General features: G+C 42.5%; 12 protein-coding genes and 1 rRNA gene. 10 read left to right on the top strand and 3 right to left on the bottom strand.

The genetic code is table 11. The features are described from left to right. Positions 1-106: 106 nt before the first annotated feature. Positions 107-4,066, top strand: coding sequence for a two-component regulator propeller domain-containing protein (locus tag L1264_RS18155; RefSeq protein ID WP_199527556.1), 3,960 nt, complete (start codon positions 107-109; stop codon positions 4,064-4,066). Between the two features lie 124 nt (positions 4,067-4,190). Further along, on the top strand, positions 4,191-5,324 hold the full coding sequence (locus L1264_RS18150; protein ID WP_135922813.1) for a CsgG/HfaB family protein: 1,134 nt from the start codon (positions 4,191-4,193) through the stop codon (positions 5,322-5,324). Positions 5,325-5,401: 77 nt separating this feature from the next. Here the strand turns inward: L1264_RS18150 and L1264_RS18145 are convergent, their stop codons facing one another. Continuing rightward, positions 5,402-5,902 carry a hypothetical protein gene (locus L1264_RS18145; protein WP_135922814.1) on the bottom strand — a complete coding sequence of 167 codons (501 nt, stop codon included), beginning with the start codon at positions 5,900-5,902 and terminating at the stop codon, positions 5,402-5,404. Continuing rightward, the gene (deoC, locus tag L1264_RS18140) at positions 5,892-6,635 is read right to left on the bottom strand and encodes a deoxyribose-phosphate aldolase (protein WP_199527555.1); all 744 of its coding nucleotides are present in this window, start codon (positions 6,633-6,635) and stop codon (positions 5,892-5,894) included. The genes L1264_RS18145 and deoC overlap by 11 nt, the downstream gene beginning before the upstream one ends. 272 nt (positions 6,636-6,907) lie before the next feature. Between deoC and cysG the strand changes: the two genes are divergently transcribed. From cysG to L1264_RS18100, 8 genes are all read left to right on the top strand, one after another. Next, complete coding sequence (cysG, locus tag L1264_RS18135; RefSeq protein ID WP_199527554.1) at positions 6,908-8,329, top strand: siroheme synthase CysG; 1,422 nt, start codon at positions 6,908-6,910, stop codon at positions 8,327-8,329. A gap of 35 nt (positions 8,330-8,364) precedes the next feature. After that, positions 8,365-9,264: a sulfate adenylyltransferase subunit CysD gene (gene cysD / locus L1264_RS18130; protein ID WP_135922817.1), complete on the top strand. Its 900-nt coding sequence runs from the start codon at positions 8,365-8,367 to the stop codon at positions 9,262-9,264. Continuing rightward, the gene (gene cysN, locus L1264_RS18125) at positions 9,264-10,688 is read left to right on the top strand and encodes a sulfate adenylyltransferase subunit CysN (RefSeq protein WP_199527553.1); all 1,425 of its coding nucleotides are present in this window, start codon (positions 9,264-9,266) and stop codon (positions 10,686-10,688) included. The genes cysD and cysN overlap by 1 nt, the downstream gene beginning before the upstream one ends. 32 nt (positions 10,689-10,720) lie before the next feature. Then, positions 10,721-12,448 (top strand): SLC13 family permease, encoded by a 1,728-nt coding sequence (locus L1264_RS18120; RefSeq protein WP_135922819.1) that lies wholly within the window; start codon positions 10,721-10,723, stop codon positions 12,446-12,448. A 14-nt stretch (positions 12,449-12,462) separates the two neighbouring features. Then, the gene (cysC, locus tag L1264_RS18115) at positions 12,463-13,059 is read left to right on the top strand and encodes an adenylyl-sulfate kinase (protein WP_199527552.1); all 597 of its coding nucleotides are present in this window, start codon (positions 12,463-12,465) and stop codon (positions 13,057-13,059) included. A 3-nt stretch (positions 13,060-13,062) separates the two neighbouring features. Continuing rightward, the gene (gene cysQ, locus L1264_RS18110; protein ID WP_054554817.1) at positions 13,063-13,833 is read left to right on the top strand and encodes a 3'(2'),5'-bisphosphate nucleotidase CysQ; all 771 of its coding nucleotides are present in this window, start codon (positions 13,063-13,065) and stop codon (positions 13,831-13,833) included. Positions 13,834-14,009: 176 nt separating this feature from the next. Next, a complete protein-coding gene (locus L1264_RS18105) occupies positions 14,010-14,201 on the top strand; it encodes a hypothetical protein (protein WP_063700758.1) in 192 nt (63 codons plus the stop codon). Positions 14,202-14,354: 153 nt separating this feature from the next. Then, a complete protein-coding gene (locus L1264_RS18100; protein ID WP_199527551.1) occupies positions 14,355-15,617 on the top strand; it encodes an aromatic amino acid transport family protein in 1,263 nt (420 codons plus the stop codon). Positions 15,618-16,149: 532 nt separating this feature from the next. Here the strand turns inward: L1264_RS18100 and rrf are convergent. Next, positions 16,150-16,246, bottom strand: a 5S ribosomal RNA gene (rrf, locus tag L1264_RS21535); the annotation flags it as partial.

Here is a 16,246-nt window from a genome sequence, read left to right as displayed (position 1 = left end):
AAGTTAAATTCTCACCTGCTGAATTAAAAATCAATATTAACATTGATTAAAAAGCAGTTTATCATCAACCCGATATAGGAACAATTACAATAAATGGACGTTCAATTTGACTGCTCAACATAGCCTATTATTTCGTTTTTTTTGCTCTATTACGCTACTGATTTGTTACTCAGTCAGCGCTCGTCCTCTGCATTTAAGTAGCTTCGATAGTCAACAAGGGCTAAGCCAAAACTCCATCAATTGTAGTATCAACGATGCACAAGGGTTCACGTGGTTTGCAACCCAAGGTGGTTTAAATCGATTTGATGGTTACGAATTTAAACGTTTTAAAGCAACAGGCTTAAAAGGCAGTATTTCAGGTAATTGGGTCACCGCATGTCTACAAGATAAAGATAATCAGCTTTGGTTTGCTACTGCAAGTAAAGGATTAAACCGCTTAGATAAAACAACAGGGCAATTCAGCACATATACTTCGTCCAGCTCACTGCTGCCGCTTAGCGATGATAAAATCTGGTCAATGGCGTTTGATAAGTTCGACAACCTGTGGCTTGGCCATGAACAAGGTAAATTAACGATGTTTAATTTACCTAAACAGCAGGTTGAACATTTCCAAATCAAGCTCTCAGGTAATCCAAATATTGTTATTCGCGATATAGTTACAAGCAATAACCAGTTGTGGCTTGCCACCAGCCATGGCTTAATAAAGTTCAATAGTGTTACAAAACAGTTTGAACAGCATGCCACTATCACCTCGGCACTATGGCACATCAACCTTTTAGCAAACCAGCAACTTTTGGTAGGCGCTAAACACGGCTTATACCTGCTCGAGCCAAAAAACGACACGACCAATGAGATTGCACAATTTAATGGTGTCTGGATCACTGATAGTTTAATTGATAGCAGTAATAATCTTTGGATCACAAGTTATGGAAAAGGCATTTATTTTCTTGAAGCAGACAAAAATATTCATCAGGATATAGTGCAATATCGACATGACGCACAACTGACAAACTCGTTGAAAAGTGATTATTTATTGTCAGTTTATCAAGATCCTCAAGGCGTTATATGGATTGGTAGTGATGGCTTTGGGGTGCAGCGCTACAATCCTTCTCAACAGCAATTTTCTCATCAAACAAAAACTCTCAATGCTGATTCTCTTAGCCACAACTTTATTCGCGCTATTATCAAACGCAGCAATGGCCAGTTGTGGGTAGGTACTCGCGACGGGCTTAATCTACGAACTGAAAATGGCTATAAAAACTATAAGTCTCAACTCCCTAATAGTAATATTTTTGCTCTGCACGAAGATAATAAACAGCAATTATGGATAGGAACCTATGGTGGCGGGTTACTTAAATACCAACAAGACAGCGATGACTTTGCGGTCTTCTCGATGCAGAGTCATCAGTTAAGCAGTAATCGTGTCTACGCAATTGCGAGTAACGGTAACGATATACTTTGGCTTGGCAGCAACCAAGGTCTTACCCGCTTTGACCCGAGCACAGGAAGTGTCCGCCACTTCCAACATGACCCTACTCGTAACAGCCTAGCTAACAACACTGTTTTTACACTCGCTTATGATCATGATGACAATGCGCTTTGGATAGGCACGCGTGCTGGACTCAACAAGTTAGATATAGACACAGAGCACTTTACACTCCTTAATGATCGTTCTTCTTCAGTAGAACAAAATGCGCTCAGCCATAATATGGTCACCTCTTTATTACTGGATAATAAAAACACTATTTGGGTTGGCACTATGCAAGGGCTAAATAAAGTCGACAAACAGACCTTTGCCGTTAAGCACATAACAGAGCAACATGGTCTGGCAAATGACAATATTTTTGATATTTTAGCTGATAAACAGGGTTACCTTTGGCTTGCTACAAATGGTGGCTTATCCCGCTATCAACCGCATACCAGCAAAATACAGCAATTTTTACCCGAACAAGGTATTCAGCATCAATCTTTTATCCTCGGCGCGAGCTTTCAAGCTGCTGATGGCGAACTCTATTTTGGTGGCATCAATGGCTTTAACCACTTTTATCCTGAGCAGTTAGATTTAACTCATACGCCACCTACCCCAGTTTTAACTGAGTTGCTGCTCAACAACCAAGCGATTGAGACGCGTTACTTTGATCAGCAATCTGATTTGCTTATAAATGCCACTAACACGCTTTCTCTGCCGCAATCATCTGGAGTCATCGGGTTTAAGTTTAGCGCTCTACAAAATCCAGCAAACCCAAACCATTATCAATATGGCTATAAATTAGCAGGTTTTGATGAGCAGTTTCTCTATACAGACGCAAGTCTTCGCCAAGTCAATTATCCACAACTCCCTGCTGGGCAATATGAACTACTAATTAAAGCAAAAGATCAGTATGGACAATGGAGTCAAACCAAGTCTTTATTAACACTGACCGTTGTGCCGCCCTGGTGGCAAAGCCCCATTGCATACGTGGTTTATTTTCTTGCCGTATTGAGCGTGGCTTGGTCACTATTAAATGCAATTTACAAACGCAAACTAGCTGAGCAAGACAAACAAAAAGAAGTGGCGTTAAACAAATTAAAAGATCAATTCTTAGATAACATTAGTCATGAGCTAAAAACGCCCCTGAGTTTAATCCTTGCCCCTGTCAGTCAGTTGCAACAGCAACATCAGGACACGCAATCACAAACACACCTTGCGAGTATTAAACGCAACAGCCAACGGTTACTTGAACTGATTAATCAATTACTGCAATTAAGCAAACGACCAAGTACTGCTGTGTACACTGTTTCTCCATATTCATTAGCACGTTTTTTAACCGAGCTTACGCAAGACTTCGCCCCGCTATTTGCGCAAAAAAACTTACAGTTTAGTTTTCAAGATAATGATCATTTATTATGTGCGACGAATATTGCACCTAATCACGCCCATTCTATTTTTAGTAACTTAATCAATAACGCCTTAAAGTACACTCCTGAAGGTGGCAGTGTCAGCGTAAGCCTAACGGTTAATCAGCAACAAGCCATAATAAATATAACCGACACAGGAATAGGTATTGCTGTTGAGGATCAGCATCAGGTTTTTAAGCGCTTTACACGTGTAGCGTCAATCGAATCAGGCAGTGGTATCGGCCTAACATTAGTAAAACAACTTGTGGAAGCATATGGAGGAGAAATAACACTTCACAGCGAGATAGGTAAAGGTAGCTGCTTTAGTGTTTCATTGCCGGTTGTTATGAACACCAACCAGAGCAAAACGACCTTAGAACATCGCAGTGCTAAACAAACCCTTCTCATTGTTGAAGACAATCATGATATGACACAGCTACTGCTCAGCTTATTTAATCAAGAATTTAACTGTCTTTGTGCTGCTGATGGCCAACACGCGATTTCCCTTTGCCAAGATGAATTACCAGATCTCATTATTAGTGATGTGATGATGCCAGTTATGGATGGTTATCAGCTACTGGCTAAACTACGTGAAAATCCTGCCACCAGCCATGTCCCAGTGTTACTTTTATCTGCAAAAGCAGATACGCAAAGCCGCTTAAAAGGGCTTGACTTGTTAGCTGATGACTTTTTGAGTAAGCCTTTCGAACCGACTCTTTTGATCAGCCGCGTTAAAAGTCTGATAAGTTTACGCCAGCTATTAAATCAACACTTAACTGCACAACTAGCCGCCCCCATAGCAACGAGCCCCACAGAGACCATGGTAGTGCAAAACAAAGACTACTGCTTTACTGAAAAACTCAAGCAAGTGGTATTAACCCACTATCAAGATGAAGGATTTTCAGTTGAACAGCTCGCCGCAGCAATGTGTATGAGTACTCGCGCTTTACAGCTGAAGATGAAATCACTCTACTCCCTCACCCCTTCAGATTATTTACGTAATACACGCATTGAACTAGCAGCAAAGCAGCTTATTAATAGCTCATACTCAATAGGTCAAGTTGCCCAAAATAACGGTTTTAGTTCACAAAGCTACTTCGCAAGAAGCTTCAAAGTGCAATATGGGATCTCACCAAAGCAATACCGAGAAAAATATACAAAACAAGCAGATTTTCGCGTCAGTGAATAAAGTTTTCGTCTGAGTACTATTAACAAGCCACTGATTTACCTACTTTATATCTATAAAAATTCAAACAGCTCACACATTGTTGTTAGCCAGTTTTCTGCATGAGATATCAGTTAAGGAAAATCATATGCTCACAAAAACACACAAGGCGATCTCGCTAACGTTATTTGCAGCAGCACTGAGTGCATGTCAAAGCACGTCGACATCAACAAGTAATAAAAATAGTCCAAATGTAAATGAAGTCGCACAGCAACAATATAACGGCCCAAAAGCTCGCATCGCTGTAGCCCGCTTTACCGATAAATCAAATGATTCGCGTTGGTGGCGAAAAGAAATCGGTGAAGGTATGGCAGATCAATTAACAACCGCATTAGTCAGTACCAATCGATTTATTGTTTTAGAAAGACAAGCACTCGATGCGGTGTTATCTGAGCAAGACCTGGCTGTTTCAGGGCGCGTAAGTGCAGCATCAGGAGCAGCTTATGGTGAAATCGAAGGTGCCGAAATCGTGGTAGTTGCAGCGGTTACTGAGTTCGATGATGATAGTTCAGGTGCCAGTGTAGGCAGCGGTGGTTTTATTGGTGATGTATTTAGTTCAGTATCGGCTGGTTTCTCAGGCTCACACATGGCCATTGATTTACGCCTAATTGATACCCGCACCTCGCGAATTCTAGCCGCAACCAGCGTTGAAGGTGGCAGTAAAGACTTCGATTTCACATCAGCAGCGACTAACTTTGGCGGTGCACTTGTCGGTGGAAATTTAAGTGGCTGGTCAAACACGCCAAAAGAAAAAGCATTGCGCGAAGTAATCGTAAAAGCCGTTGAATTCTTAGAGTCAAAAGTGCCCACAACTTATTATCGTTATAATAGCGACAACACCATAGCAGCTGGCTACAAGGCCCCTGCACCACTAAAAGTAACCACAGCTGCAGCACCGGCTAAAGCGCCAATAGCATCGGTTACTGTTCCGAGTCACAGAATGCCTTACTATGAAAAAACAGACCTGGCGATGTCACGACTCAATTTAGTGTGTTTAGGTTACTTGAAGCAGCAACCACACTATGAAGAATTTGACGTTGAAGACGTAAAGTATGATCAAGCCACTGTGATTGCGCTCACTGAATATCAGCAAGAAAATAAGCTAAAAGTGACGGGGCTTGCAGATGAAGCAACTAAAAAATCTCTTGATGATACACAGTGTATTGCCAAAACCAACAAGTCACACTTAGAAAGCTTAGGTAGTATGTTTAAATTTGACTGAGTAAACTTACAGCCAGTGTTAGCACTGGCTGTATCACCGTTTTTATTGGCGCCTTCACTACACTAACCTGCTACATATCACACTACTTGCAACAACTCACCACGATAAAAATCACATAACAACCAAATTTGTTGAAAGGGATGCTGCTTAGGCACATCAAGGTGAGTAAGTACTGACTTAAAATCATCAAAATGCCATATAGTACTGGCATTTCGAATTAATAACCAAGGCTGCGAAGACTCGTAATGTTTCTTAGCTTTTTGTGCCAGCAATCGATGCAAAGCACAGTGCAAACGTTCGTTACTCGGTGCTAAAGCCATTTCAGCGAGATCGCGTTGCATTGAGATAGACAGCGGGCGACCTAGCACCGCCATCGCTTCTGTTTCACTGGCATATAAATGCGCTATTTCAATATCGAGCCGTTCATCACCTTTATAACAACTCACATCTGGTTTACTTGGTGTGTTATGCCAGATATTACGCATGGTTACACCAAACTGCTTTTCGTAGCAGCGTAAAAATAGCTTTGCCGCACTATGCTCGAGTGCTATTTTTTCTTGTTCACTCTCACGATTCATTTAATGTCGCATATACATCACTTAATAACCCAGAAGCGCCGAAACGAAATAGCTCTGGCTGTAAGTACGCTTCACCCATGATTGATTCGGCTAAGGCTAAATACTCAGCAGCATCAGTGACTGTTCTGACTCCCCCAGCTGCCTTAAAACCAACCTTTTTACCAGTCGCTTTAATGGTATTTAACATGATGGCTGTTGCAGCTAGCGTTGCATTAACAGCCACTTTACCGGTACTGGTTTTAACGAAGTCAGCACCGCCATTAATTGCCAGCTTAGTTGCCGTTGCAATAAGATCATCGGTTAATTCGCCACTTTCGATAATGACTTTAAGTTGCGCTTGGCTGCCACATGCCTCTTTTGACGCTTTGACATACTCTAAAACTTTGCGCTCATCACCGGCAATCAGTGCTTTATAGGGGATTACTAAATCAATTTCGTCGGCTCCGCGCTCAATGGCAAACAGTGTTTCATTTATCACTTGTTCTAAAGGCTGCTCCCCATCAGGAAAGTTTGTAACTGTCGCCACTTTTACGTGCTGAAGTTCACGCTCAGCGAGTGCCAGTTTAGCGTCACTAACAAATTGGCTGTACACACAAACCGCCGCAGGGATGCCCAGTTTTGGCTCAATACTAGCAACCAAGTTATTAATTGATTCTGTGGTGTCGGTGTCATTCAGAGTTGTTAAGTCCATCAGCGCCACCGCTTGAGCAGCGATTGTTTGTGTTTTATTCATTACGTTTACTTTTTTGTTGCTATCTTAGTGACCTATAGTAGCAAATTTTTATCATTCGGCTATAAATCATAACTAATCACCATAAGGCAACTAATTTACTTGTAACTCGCCGCAATCCCTTGTTAACTAAGCCTTAAGCCAAACACAACCACCATATATAACTTTTAGCTATATAAACTTGGTTTTAATTATTTTTTACTTTATATGGAGCACTATATTCTGCTTACCTGCAATAAGCAGTTTATTCAATGTGTTTTAGGGGTGTAGACAAAGTGCAATATTTACCAATCTTTACCAAATTAGACGACAAGCCTGTTCTGGTAGTCGGCGGTGGGGATGTTGCGTTACGCAAGTGCCGAGCATTTTTAAAAGCCCGCGCCAACGTGACCTTAGTCGCCCCTGCATTTTGTGATGAACTACAAGAGCTTGCAAAGCAAGGTGATGTAACGCTTATTAACGACTTTTTCAAAGAGCAGTATTTAGAGCAACAGATGCTAGTGATTGCTGCTACTGATATCGACAGCGTAAATGAGGATGTGTTTAAGCTTGCCAATGCACGCAATATCTTCGTAAACGTGGTAGATGACCAACCTAAGTGCAGCTTTATTTTTCCATCAATTGTTGACCGTGACCCGATCACAATTGCAATTTCAAGCGCCGGTACAGCGCCAGTTTTAGCACGTCGTTTACGTGAAAAACTCGAAACGCTTATTCCACAGCATATTGGGCCACTAGCAAGTTTAGTGGGCAGCTTCCGTGACAAAGTAAAACAACGCTTTAAACACTTTGCCGATCGTCGCCAGTTTTGGGAAGGCGTATTTGATTCATCAGTCGTAAGTAAAATTCAAGCGGGTAATACCGAAGCTGCCACAGCGCAGCTAGAGCAGATGTTAGATGCCAAGCCTGAGCCTGAAGGCGAAGTATATGTTGTTGGTGCAGGTCCTGGCGACCCTGAGCTATTAACGCTAAAAGCACTACAATTAATGCAACAAGCCGACGTGGTTGTATATGACTACTTGGTTTCTGATGAAATTATGGATTTAGTGCGCCGTGATGCCGATTTGGTTTGCGTGGGTAAACGTTTAGGCGATCACAGTGTTGCACAAGAAGATACTAACCAGATGCTGGTCGATTTTGCCAAGCAAGGCAAAAAAGTATGCCGTATTAAAGGTGGCGACCCGTTTATTTATGGCCGTGGTGGTGAAGAGGTGCAAGTTCTCGCAGCTAATCAAGTACGTTACCAAATCGTACCGGGTATTACTGCTGCTGCAGGTTGTAGTGCTTATGCTGGCATTCCACTTACTCACAGAGATCATGCCCAAGCCATTCAGTTTGTAACGGGTCACTGTAAAAAAGATGGTCAAGAATTAGATTGGCAGTCACTTGCCAAACCAAATCAGACCTTAGCGATTTATATGGGGGTGATTAAATCACCACATATTCAAGCACAATTATTAAAACATGGCCGCGGTGCAGACACACCCGTTGCCATTATCGAAAACGGCACACGTAAAGAACAACGTGTGGTTACAGGGCAATTAGGTGAGCTGGCAGATTTGATTTCGCGCCATAGCATTATTTCACCCGCCTTATTAATTATTGGCGAAGTTGCATCATTGCACCATCAGCTTGCATGGTTTGGTCAAACCGAGCAAACCAGCAGCTTTGCCCAGCCTTTAACTGGCGTAGCTTAATTTAAATTTTAATCATTTTAGTAGGACGACTAACAATGGCTTTAACACACCTTCAGCAATTAGAAGCTGAAAGTATCAAAATCATGCGCGAAGTTGCTGCTGAGTTTGAAAACCCGGTGATGCTTTATTCTATCGGTAAAGATTCATCAGTGTTATTACACTTAGCGCGTAAAGCGTTTTACCCAGCAAAAATTCCATTTCCACTTTTACACGTTGATACCAACTGGAAGTTTAAGGAAATGATTGAGTTTCGTGACCGCCTTGCTAAAGAGTATGGTTTTGATTTAATCGTCCATAAAAACCCAGAAGGTTTAGCGATTGATATCAATCCATTTGTGCATGGCTCAGCTAAACACACCGACATCATGAAAACGCAAGGCTTAAAGCAAGCGTTAGACAAATACGGCTTTGATGCTGCGTTTGGTGGTGCACGTCGTGACGAAGAGAAATCACGTGCTAAAGAGCGTGTTTACTCATTCCGTGACAAACACCACAGATGGGATCCAAAAAACCAACGTCCAGAGCTTTGGAATACGTATAACAGCCAAGTTAACCCGGGCGAAAGTATTCGTGTATTCCCGCTTTCAAACTGGACTGAGCTTGATATTTGGCAGTACATCTACCAAGAAAACATTGAAATGGTTCCACTTTATCTTGCCAAAGAGCGCCCTGTAGTTGAGCGTAACGGCACGCTTATTATGGTTGATGACGAGCGTATGCCTTTAGAAGAAGGTGAAGTACCGCAAATGAAATCGGTCCGTTTCCGTACTCTTGGTTGTTACCCGCTAACGGGTGCTGTGGAATCAACAGCAGGAACCTTAACTGAAATTATTGAAGAGATGCTGCTTTCTACCTCTTCTGAGCGTGAAGGCCGCGTGATTGATCACGACTCTGCCGGTTCAATGGAAAAGAAAAAACGTGAGGGCTATTTCTAATGTCTAAAACAAACGACACGATTAATGAAGTAAGAGAGCTAGGCATCGACGCCTACCTTGCGCGTCAACAAGACAAAAGCCTTTTACGCATGCTGACTTGTGGTAGTGTAGATGACGGTAAATCTACGCTGATTGGCCGCCTTTTACATGACAGTCACCAAATTTATGAAGACCAACTTGCAGCCCTGCATAAAGACAATGAAAAAGTTGGTAATGCAGGTGAAGAGCTTGATTTAGCACTTCTTGTCGATGGTCTTCAAGCAGAGCGTGAACAAGGTATTACCATTGACGTTGCTTATCGTTACTTCTCTACAGCAAAACGTAAATTCATTATTGCTGATACGCCAGGACATGAGCAGTACACGCGCAACATGGTGACCGGCGCATCAACCAGTGATGTGGCGATTATCTTAGTTGATGCGCGTTATGGCGTACAAGTACAAACTAAGCGTCATAGCTTTATCTGTGACTCGTTAGGTATCAAGCAGTTTGTTGTTGCTATCAATAAGATGGATATCGTCGATTTCGATGAAACGGTATACGAGAAAATCAAAGCCGACTACCTTAAGTTTGCAGAGCAGCTAAACGTTACTAATATCAAATTTGTGCCGATGTCAGCACTGAAAGGTGACAACGTAGTAACACGCTCAGAGCACACACCTTATTACACAGAAAAGCCTCTGCTGGAGTTACTTGAAGACTCACCAGCGGCTGAAATTGATAACGGGTTTGAAGCCCGCTTACCAGTGCAATATGTAGTACGCCCGAACTTAGACTTCCGTGGTTTCCAAGGCACTTTAACGTCTGGCAAACTTAGCGTGGGTGATGCAGTAAAAGTATTACCATCGGGTAAAAGCTCGAGCATTAAAGAGATTGTCACTTTCGATGGTAACCTAGATACCGCTGAAGCAGGCCAAGCAATTACCTTAACGTTAAACGACGAAATTGATATCAGTCGTGGCGATGTGATTGTACCTGCAGCCTCAAATGCTGCTGTAACAAACCGTATTCAAGCTAAATTAGTATGGATGCATGAAGCACCGTTAGTATTAGGTAAAAGCTACAACTTTAAGTTAGGCAGCAAAAATACCTCGGCAGTGGTAAGAAAGATCGATCACACGATTGATGTTAATACCCTAGAGCATGGTCAAGCTGACTCATTACAGCTTAACGAAATTGCCATTGTAACCCTAGAGCTTACAGAAACAATTTTGGCTGATGAGTACCATAACAACCATGAAACAGGTGCATTTATCCTAATTGATCGCTTATCTAACCTGACCGTTGCTGCAGGTATGATTGAACAATTACTTAGCACCGAAGAGCAACAAAGTAACTTTAGCGATTTTGAAGTTGAATTTAACGCATTAGTACGCAAGCACTTCCCTCATTGGCAAGCGCTTGATATAACTAAGCTTAAATAATCACCATTCGCCTGTTATAGGAAGTAAAAAGCATGTATCAACAGCTGGTATTAACAGGCATTATGCTGGTATTAGTCGGGTGCCTTTTTGGCACCCGACTAAAACCTGCATGGTTATTTGTCGGCGCCATTGGTATTAGCTATTTAGCAGGGCTGATAAGTCTTGAAGATATGCTAATTAACTATGCAAACCCTTCTTTAATTACCCTTATTCTACTTGTACTCGTTTCGATAGCGGTAGAAAAAACCACGTTAGTGCAAAAGCTTGCTCAGTCTCTTTCGAAAGGTAGCCTGACAAGTTCGGTGACCAAGCTTGGTTTATCAACCGCCTTTTTGTCATCATTTACTAATAATACAGCGGTAGTGGCATCACTGATCAGTGCGATAAAAGAAAGCCCGACACATTCACCGTCTAAGCTTTTGTTGCCTTTATCGTACACAGCTATTTTAGGTGGCACGATCACCCTGATAGGGACTTCAACAAATTTAATTGTTAATGGTTTTGCCGTTGAAGCGGGCATGGAGCCGCTTGGCTTTTTTGATTTTACCTTGATTGGTTTAGGCGCACTGAGCGTTGGCCTTATCACAATTTTAGTGATGCTCAAGTATTTGCCAGATAACGGCAAAAACGACCAAGAAGTGGTGCCCTTTTACCTTGAAGGTAAAGTCGAAACAGGCTCTAAACTAATTGGTAAAAGTGTTGAGGAAAATGGCCTTCGTGAATTAAAAGACTTGTTCTTAGCCGAAATAATCCGTGGTGATAAACGTATTTGTGCGGTTACCCCAAAACAAGTTATTAAAGAAGGTGACGTACTGCTGTTTGTAGGTGATATAAAGTCAGTACCTCTGCTCACCCAATTTGACGGCTTAAAAGTTGTGCACGACAAACATGAGAAAGACGTTGAGCACCTAGTTGAAGTTGTTGTTAGTCATTCATCAAAATACATTGGTAAAACAATTAAAGAAATTCGCTTTCGTGAACAATTTCATGCAGCCGTTATTGCCATTCGCCGCGGCCATGACCGTTTACAAGGTGGCTTAGGTAAAGTTCAACTGCAAGCGGGTGATTCCTTGATCCTTGCTCCTGGCAAAGCATTTTACTCGCTGCCCAATTTAAAACGCGAGTTTGTTTATATATCAGGCCTTGATTTACAAACCCATTTAAAACCTAAGCAATCAAATATTGTGCTGGCAAGTTTTGCAACCGTACTAGGGTTAAGTATTGTTGGCCTAGTGCCATTAGTAAAAGGCCTACTCGTTCTTCTTATTGGTTTAATGCTAACGGGCACAATCAAGCTAAGTGAAGTAAAACGTCGCTTCCCAATAGAGTTACTCGCAGTAGTCGGTAGTGCCATTGGCCTTGCCAAACTCATGATAGGCACAGGCCTTGCCGGTGAAATTTCGTCGGCCATGTTATACGTATTAGGTGACTTTGGGCCTTACGGCGCATTTATCGCCATATTCTTAATGACGGTTTTATTTACCGAACTCATTACCAACAATGCCGCTGCAGCGCTTTCGTTTCCGGTAGCGTATGCACTCGCCGTTGGTTTTGATGTATCACCGTTGCCTTTTATTATGGCTGTCGCATTTGGTGCATCAGCGAGCTTCATTTCGCCATTTGGTTATCAAACTAACTTGATGGTTTACAGCGCGGGAAATTACCGCCTTAAAGATTACATTGCCATGGGCTTACCTTTATCGATTATTTACTCGATTACGGTTTTAACACTCATACCACTGGTATTCCCATTTCAATAACGAGAGTAAAGACAATGGATGAAAATATTGTTTGGCATAATTACGCCATTAGCAAATCACAGCGTAGTGAGCAAAAAAAGCATAAGCCTGCCATTTTATGGTTCACAGGTTTTTCAGGTTCAGGCAAAAGTACAGTTGCTAACGCACTAGAAAGCGCATTAAACCAGTTAGGCGTTCACACCTACCTACTTGATGGCGACAATGTGCGTCATGGCTTATGTAAAGATCTTAGCTTTACTGATGAAGACCGCGTGGAAAACATTCGTCGCGTAGGTGAAACTGCCAAGCTAATGGTCGATGCCGGTCTTGTGGTATTAACCGCATTTATTTCGCCATTCCAAAGCGAACGCGATATGGTAAGAAACTTAGTAGAGGATGGTGAGTTTATTGAGGTATTTTTAGATACCCCGCTCGACGTGTGTGAAACACGCGACCCTAAAGGGCTTTATAAAAAAGCGCGTGCAGGTGAAATTAAGCACTTCACAGGTATCGACTCAGACTATCAAATCCCTACATCGCCAGAAATTAAAATCGATACCAGTAAAAACAGCCTAGACCAATCGGTGCAAGAACTGGTAGCGTATTTAAAACAACAGCAAATTATAGGTTAAGTCATGAATCAAACGGAACTGCTAGAAGAAATCTTACTCCTCGCACGCCAAGCCGGCAGTGCAATAATGGGGATTTACGAAAAGGACTTTAATGTTGAGTACAAAGCTGATGAAAGCCCAGTGACCGACGCCGACCTAGCAGCTCACAAAGTGATTGTGAATGGCTTACAACATCTCACCCCTGATGTACCAATTCTAAGCGAAGAAAGCGCTGATATTAGCTGGGATATCCGTCAAACTTGGCAACGCTACTGGTTAGTAGACCCAATTGATGGCACCAAAGAGTTCATTAAAAAGAATGGCGAGTTCACTGTAAACATTGCCTTGATTGAAAAAGGTAAACCGGTATTGGCCGTTGTCGATGCACCGGCATTAGGTGTGTCGTATATTGCTGCAGAAGCAATAGGTGCCTTTAAAGATAAAGGTGATGAGCGTATCGAACTTAAGGTAACCCGTAAACCAAATAAAGGGCTTATCCGTGTTGTCGGCAGTCGTTCACACCCCTCTCCTGATTTAGCTGAATTCGTAAAACAGTTTGAAGATGTAGAAATGGTTTCAAAAGGCAGCTCACTAAAACTTTGCCTTGTTGCCGAAGGGAGTGCAGATATATACCCACGCCTTGGCCCAACCTGTGAGTGGGATACCGGAGCAGGTCATGCGATTGCTGAAATAGCAGGCGCAACGGTTAGCAAACTCGATGGCAGCCCACTACTGTATAACAGTAAAGAAGAGTATCTGAATCCGTATTTTGTCGTATCGGCTTTACAGGACTAAAAACGTTCCGTTTAATATCGTAGGCTGGGTTGAGCGTAGCGAAACCCAGCACCTTTCTTATCATCTCAAAGTAAGTCTATAGATTTAACGCCTACCACTTAATGGTGAAACCCACCTAGATAATAAGTCCTTGTTCCTATAATATTTTGCTCTCTTAATCTATTAAAGGAATAACCATGACGACTGTTGAAAAAGCAATTGAAGCCGGTTACGAGGCACAAATTACCGCACTTTATAAAGCCCTTTCACAAGGGGTGCTTGCTGCTAATGGCGATGAAAGTGAAATCACAGCAGCTGAAGCGCGTTTTAAGAAAGGTTTAGCATTTGCCGCAGACATTAAAGCTCGCGCACTTGCAGCTGCAGAATAAATAGCTTAATTGGGCTTATTTCAATAAGCCCAACTTTTTCCTTTGTAAGTCTCTCCTTACAGCATAGTTATTTAAATACAACGCTAAAACATGCATTCTTAGTCGCTTTTCTATATGCTGCGCGACAATTATTATTCTAATAGTGGAGTGCTAATGAACACACATCAAGATGCTATGCAGTATGATGCATCGACAACAAGTAGTAACTCAAAATGGAATCTTCATGACACCCAGTGGGTGTTAAGTTTATTTGGCACCGCAGTCGGTGCAGGGATTTTATTCTTACCAATTAATATCGGCATCGGCGGATTTTGGCCTTTAATTATCATGGCATGCCTTGCTTTTCCGATGACCTACTTAGCTCACAGAGGCTTAGCCCGCTTTGTTTTATCATCAAAAAAGCCTGAAGCAGACTTTACCGATGTAGTAGAAGAACACTTTGGCATTAATGCAGGACGCCTGATTTCTTTACTGTATTTTCTGTCTATCTTCCCTATCTTACTTATTTATGGTGTTGGCTTAACCAATACTGTAGACAGCTTTATCGTTAATCAATTAGGTATGGAGTCACCACCACGCGTGCTGTTATCTGGCCTGCTCGTTGGCGGTATGATCAGCCTAATGTTAGGTGGCGAAGCACTCATGTTACGTGCCTTTGCAATTCTTGTTTATCCTCTCGTCGCTATCTTGTTCTTCTTATCGATTTACTTGATCCCAAGCTGGCAAATGCCTGATGTATCAATCCCTGAGTTTTCAGGTTTCATGAAAACACTTTGGCTATCAATACCTATCATTGTATTCTCGTTTAGCCATGCCGCTGCAATATCAAGCTTTGTACATGTACAGCGCGCTCACTATGGCGACCATGCCAAAATGAAGTCAGAGGCAATTCTGAAGCGCACCAGCTTATTGTTAATTGTATTTGTTTTATTATTTGTTTTTTCATGCGTGCTGTCGCTTTCTAGTGAGCAAATGGTACAAGCAAAAGCAGATAACGTGTCTATCTTGTCATTCCTTGCCAATATCACTGATAACTCGTTTATTGCTACTCTAGGGCCATTAGTTGCCTTTATCGCGATTACGTCTTCATTCTTAGGCCACTTTTTAGGTGCCCGTGAAAGCTTCAACGGCTTAGTCAGTAAACAAGCGCATATGAACCCTAAGCTTGTTGATAAGATTGGCACTGTCATCATGTTCTTCGCTATTTGGTATTGCTCAGTGATCAACCCAAGTATTTTAGACATGATGGATCAGCTATCAGGCCCAATCATCGCCATGATCCTTTTCATCATGCCAATGATTGCCGTATATAAGGTTCCTAGCTTACACAAATACAGAAACCGCTTGAGCACACTGTTCGTATTAACAGTTGGCTCTCTAGCCGTATTTGCGCTTATCTACAGCATGATTAAGTAATCTCATCATTGCTAGATATAGAAGCCCAGCCGGGAAACCGGCTGGGCTTTTTTGTTAGTAACTGGAAAGTTGGAAGGCGTGGCGTAGGTTGGGTAGAGCGCAGCGAAACCTAACACAGAGCTATCAGCTTTCAGCCGTCAGCGATCAGCCGCTCGGTGTGGGTGTTTGGTGCTGCGTCTTCATCTACCGAAGGTTCTAGGCAAAGTGTACTTGTAGGAATGGCTTTAGCCGTGAATGTGTTTGTTCTGGTCTGAATTCGGCACTGAAGTGCCTCCTACGGGGGGTGTTGCAGAGGGAGGCTCTGTACTAAACAACCACACAGTTCAACTTTACCCTTGCTAACTTGCAACTCGCTAACTCGTGTTGGGTTTCGCTCCGCTCTACCCAACCTACCTGGAGAATGAACAGGGAGTGCTGAGGGAGTCTCTGTACTAAACAACCCCGCAGTTCAGCTGATGTCTGATGGCTGAAAGCTGACAGCTAAAACGCAAAAAAGCCCGACTCTTTCGAATCGGGCTTTCTTTAATTTGGAGCCTGGCGATGTCCTACTTTCACATGGCAAATGCCACACTATCATCGGCGCTGTTTCGTTTCACTACTGAGTTCGGCATGGGGTCAGGTGGGTCCAA

This window comes from Pseudoalteromonas sp. APAL1 (genome assembly GCF_021532475.1).
Classification (GTDB): domain Bacteria; phylum Pseudomonadota; class Gammaproteobacteria; order Enterobacterales; family Alteromonadaceae; genus Pseudoalteromonas; species Pseudoalteromonas lipolytica_C.
This window is presented reverse-complemented; position numbering and strand designations above follow the sequence as displayed.

Excerpts from the sequence above, each read along its gene's own strand:
- L1264_RS18150 (WP_135922813.1), top strand. The coding sequence starts at position 4,191 with ATGCTCACAAAAACACACAAGGCGATCTCGCTAACGTTATTTGCAGCA.
- L1264_RS18145 (WP_135922814.1), bottom strand. The coding sequence starts at position 5,902 with ATGAATCGTGAGAGTGAACAAGAAAAAATAGCACTCGAGCATAGTGCG.
- deoC (WP_199527555.1), bottom strand. The coding sequence starts at position 6,635 with ATGAATAAAACACAAACAATCGCTGCTCAAGCGGTGGCGCTGATGGAC.
- cysD (WP_135922817.1), top strand. The coding sequence starts at position 8,365 with ATGGCTTTAACACACCTTCAGCAATTAGAAGCTGAAAGTATCAAAATC.
- cysN (WP_199527553.1), top strand. The coding sequence starts at position 9,264 with ATGTCTAAAACAAACGACACGATTAATGAAGTAAGAGAGCTAGGCATC.
- L1264_RS18120 (WP_135922819.1), top strand. The coding sequence starts at position 10,721 with ATGTATCAACAGCTGGTATTAACAGGCATTATGCTGGTATTAGTCGGG.
- cysC (WP_199527552.1), top strand. The coding sequence starts at position 12,463 with ATGGATGAAAATATTGTTTGGCATAATTACGCCATTAGCAAATCACAG.
- cysQ (WP_054554817.1), top strand. The coding sequence starts at position 13,063 with ATGAATCAAACGGAACTGCTAGAAGAAATCTTACTCCTCGCACGCCAA.
- L1264_RS18105 (WP_063700758.1), top strand. The coding sequence starts at position 14,010 with ATGACGACTGTTGAAAAAGCAATTGAAGCCGGTTACGAGGCACAAATT.
- L1264_RS18100 (WP_199527551.1), top strand. The coding sequence starts at position 14,355 with ATGAACACACATCAAGATGCTATGCAGTATGATGCATCGACAACAAGT.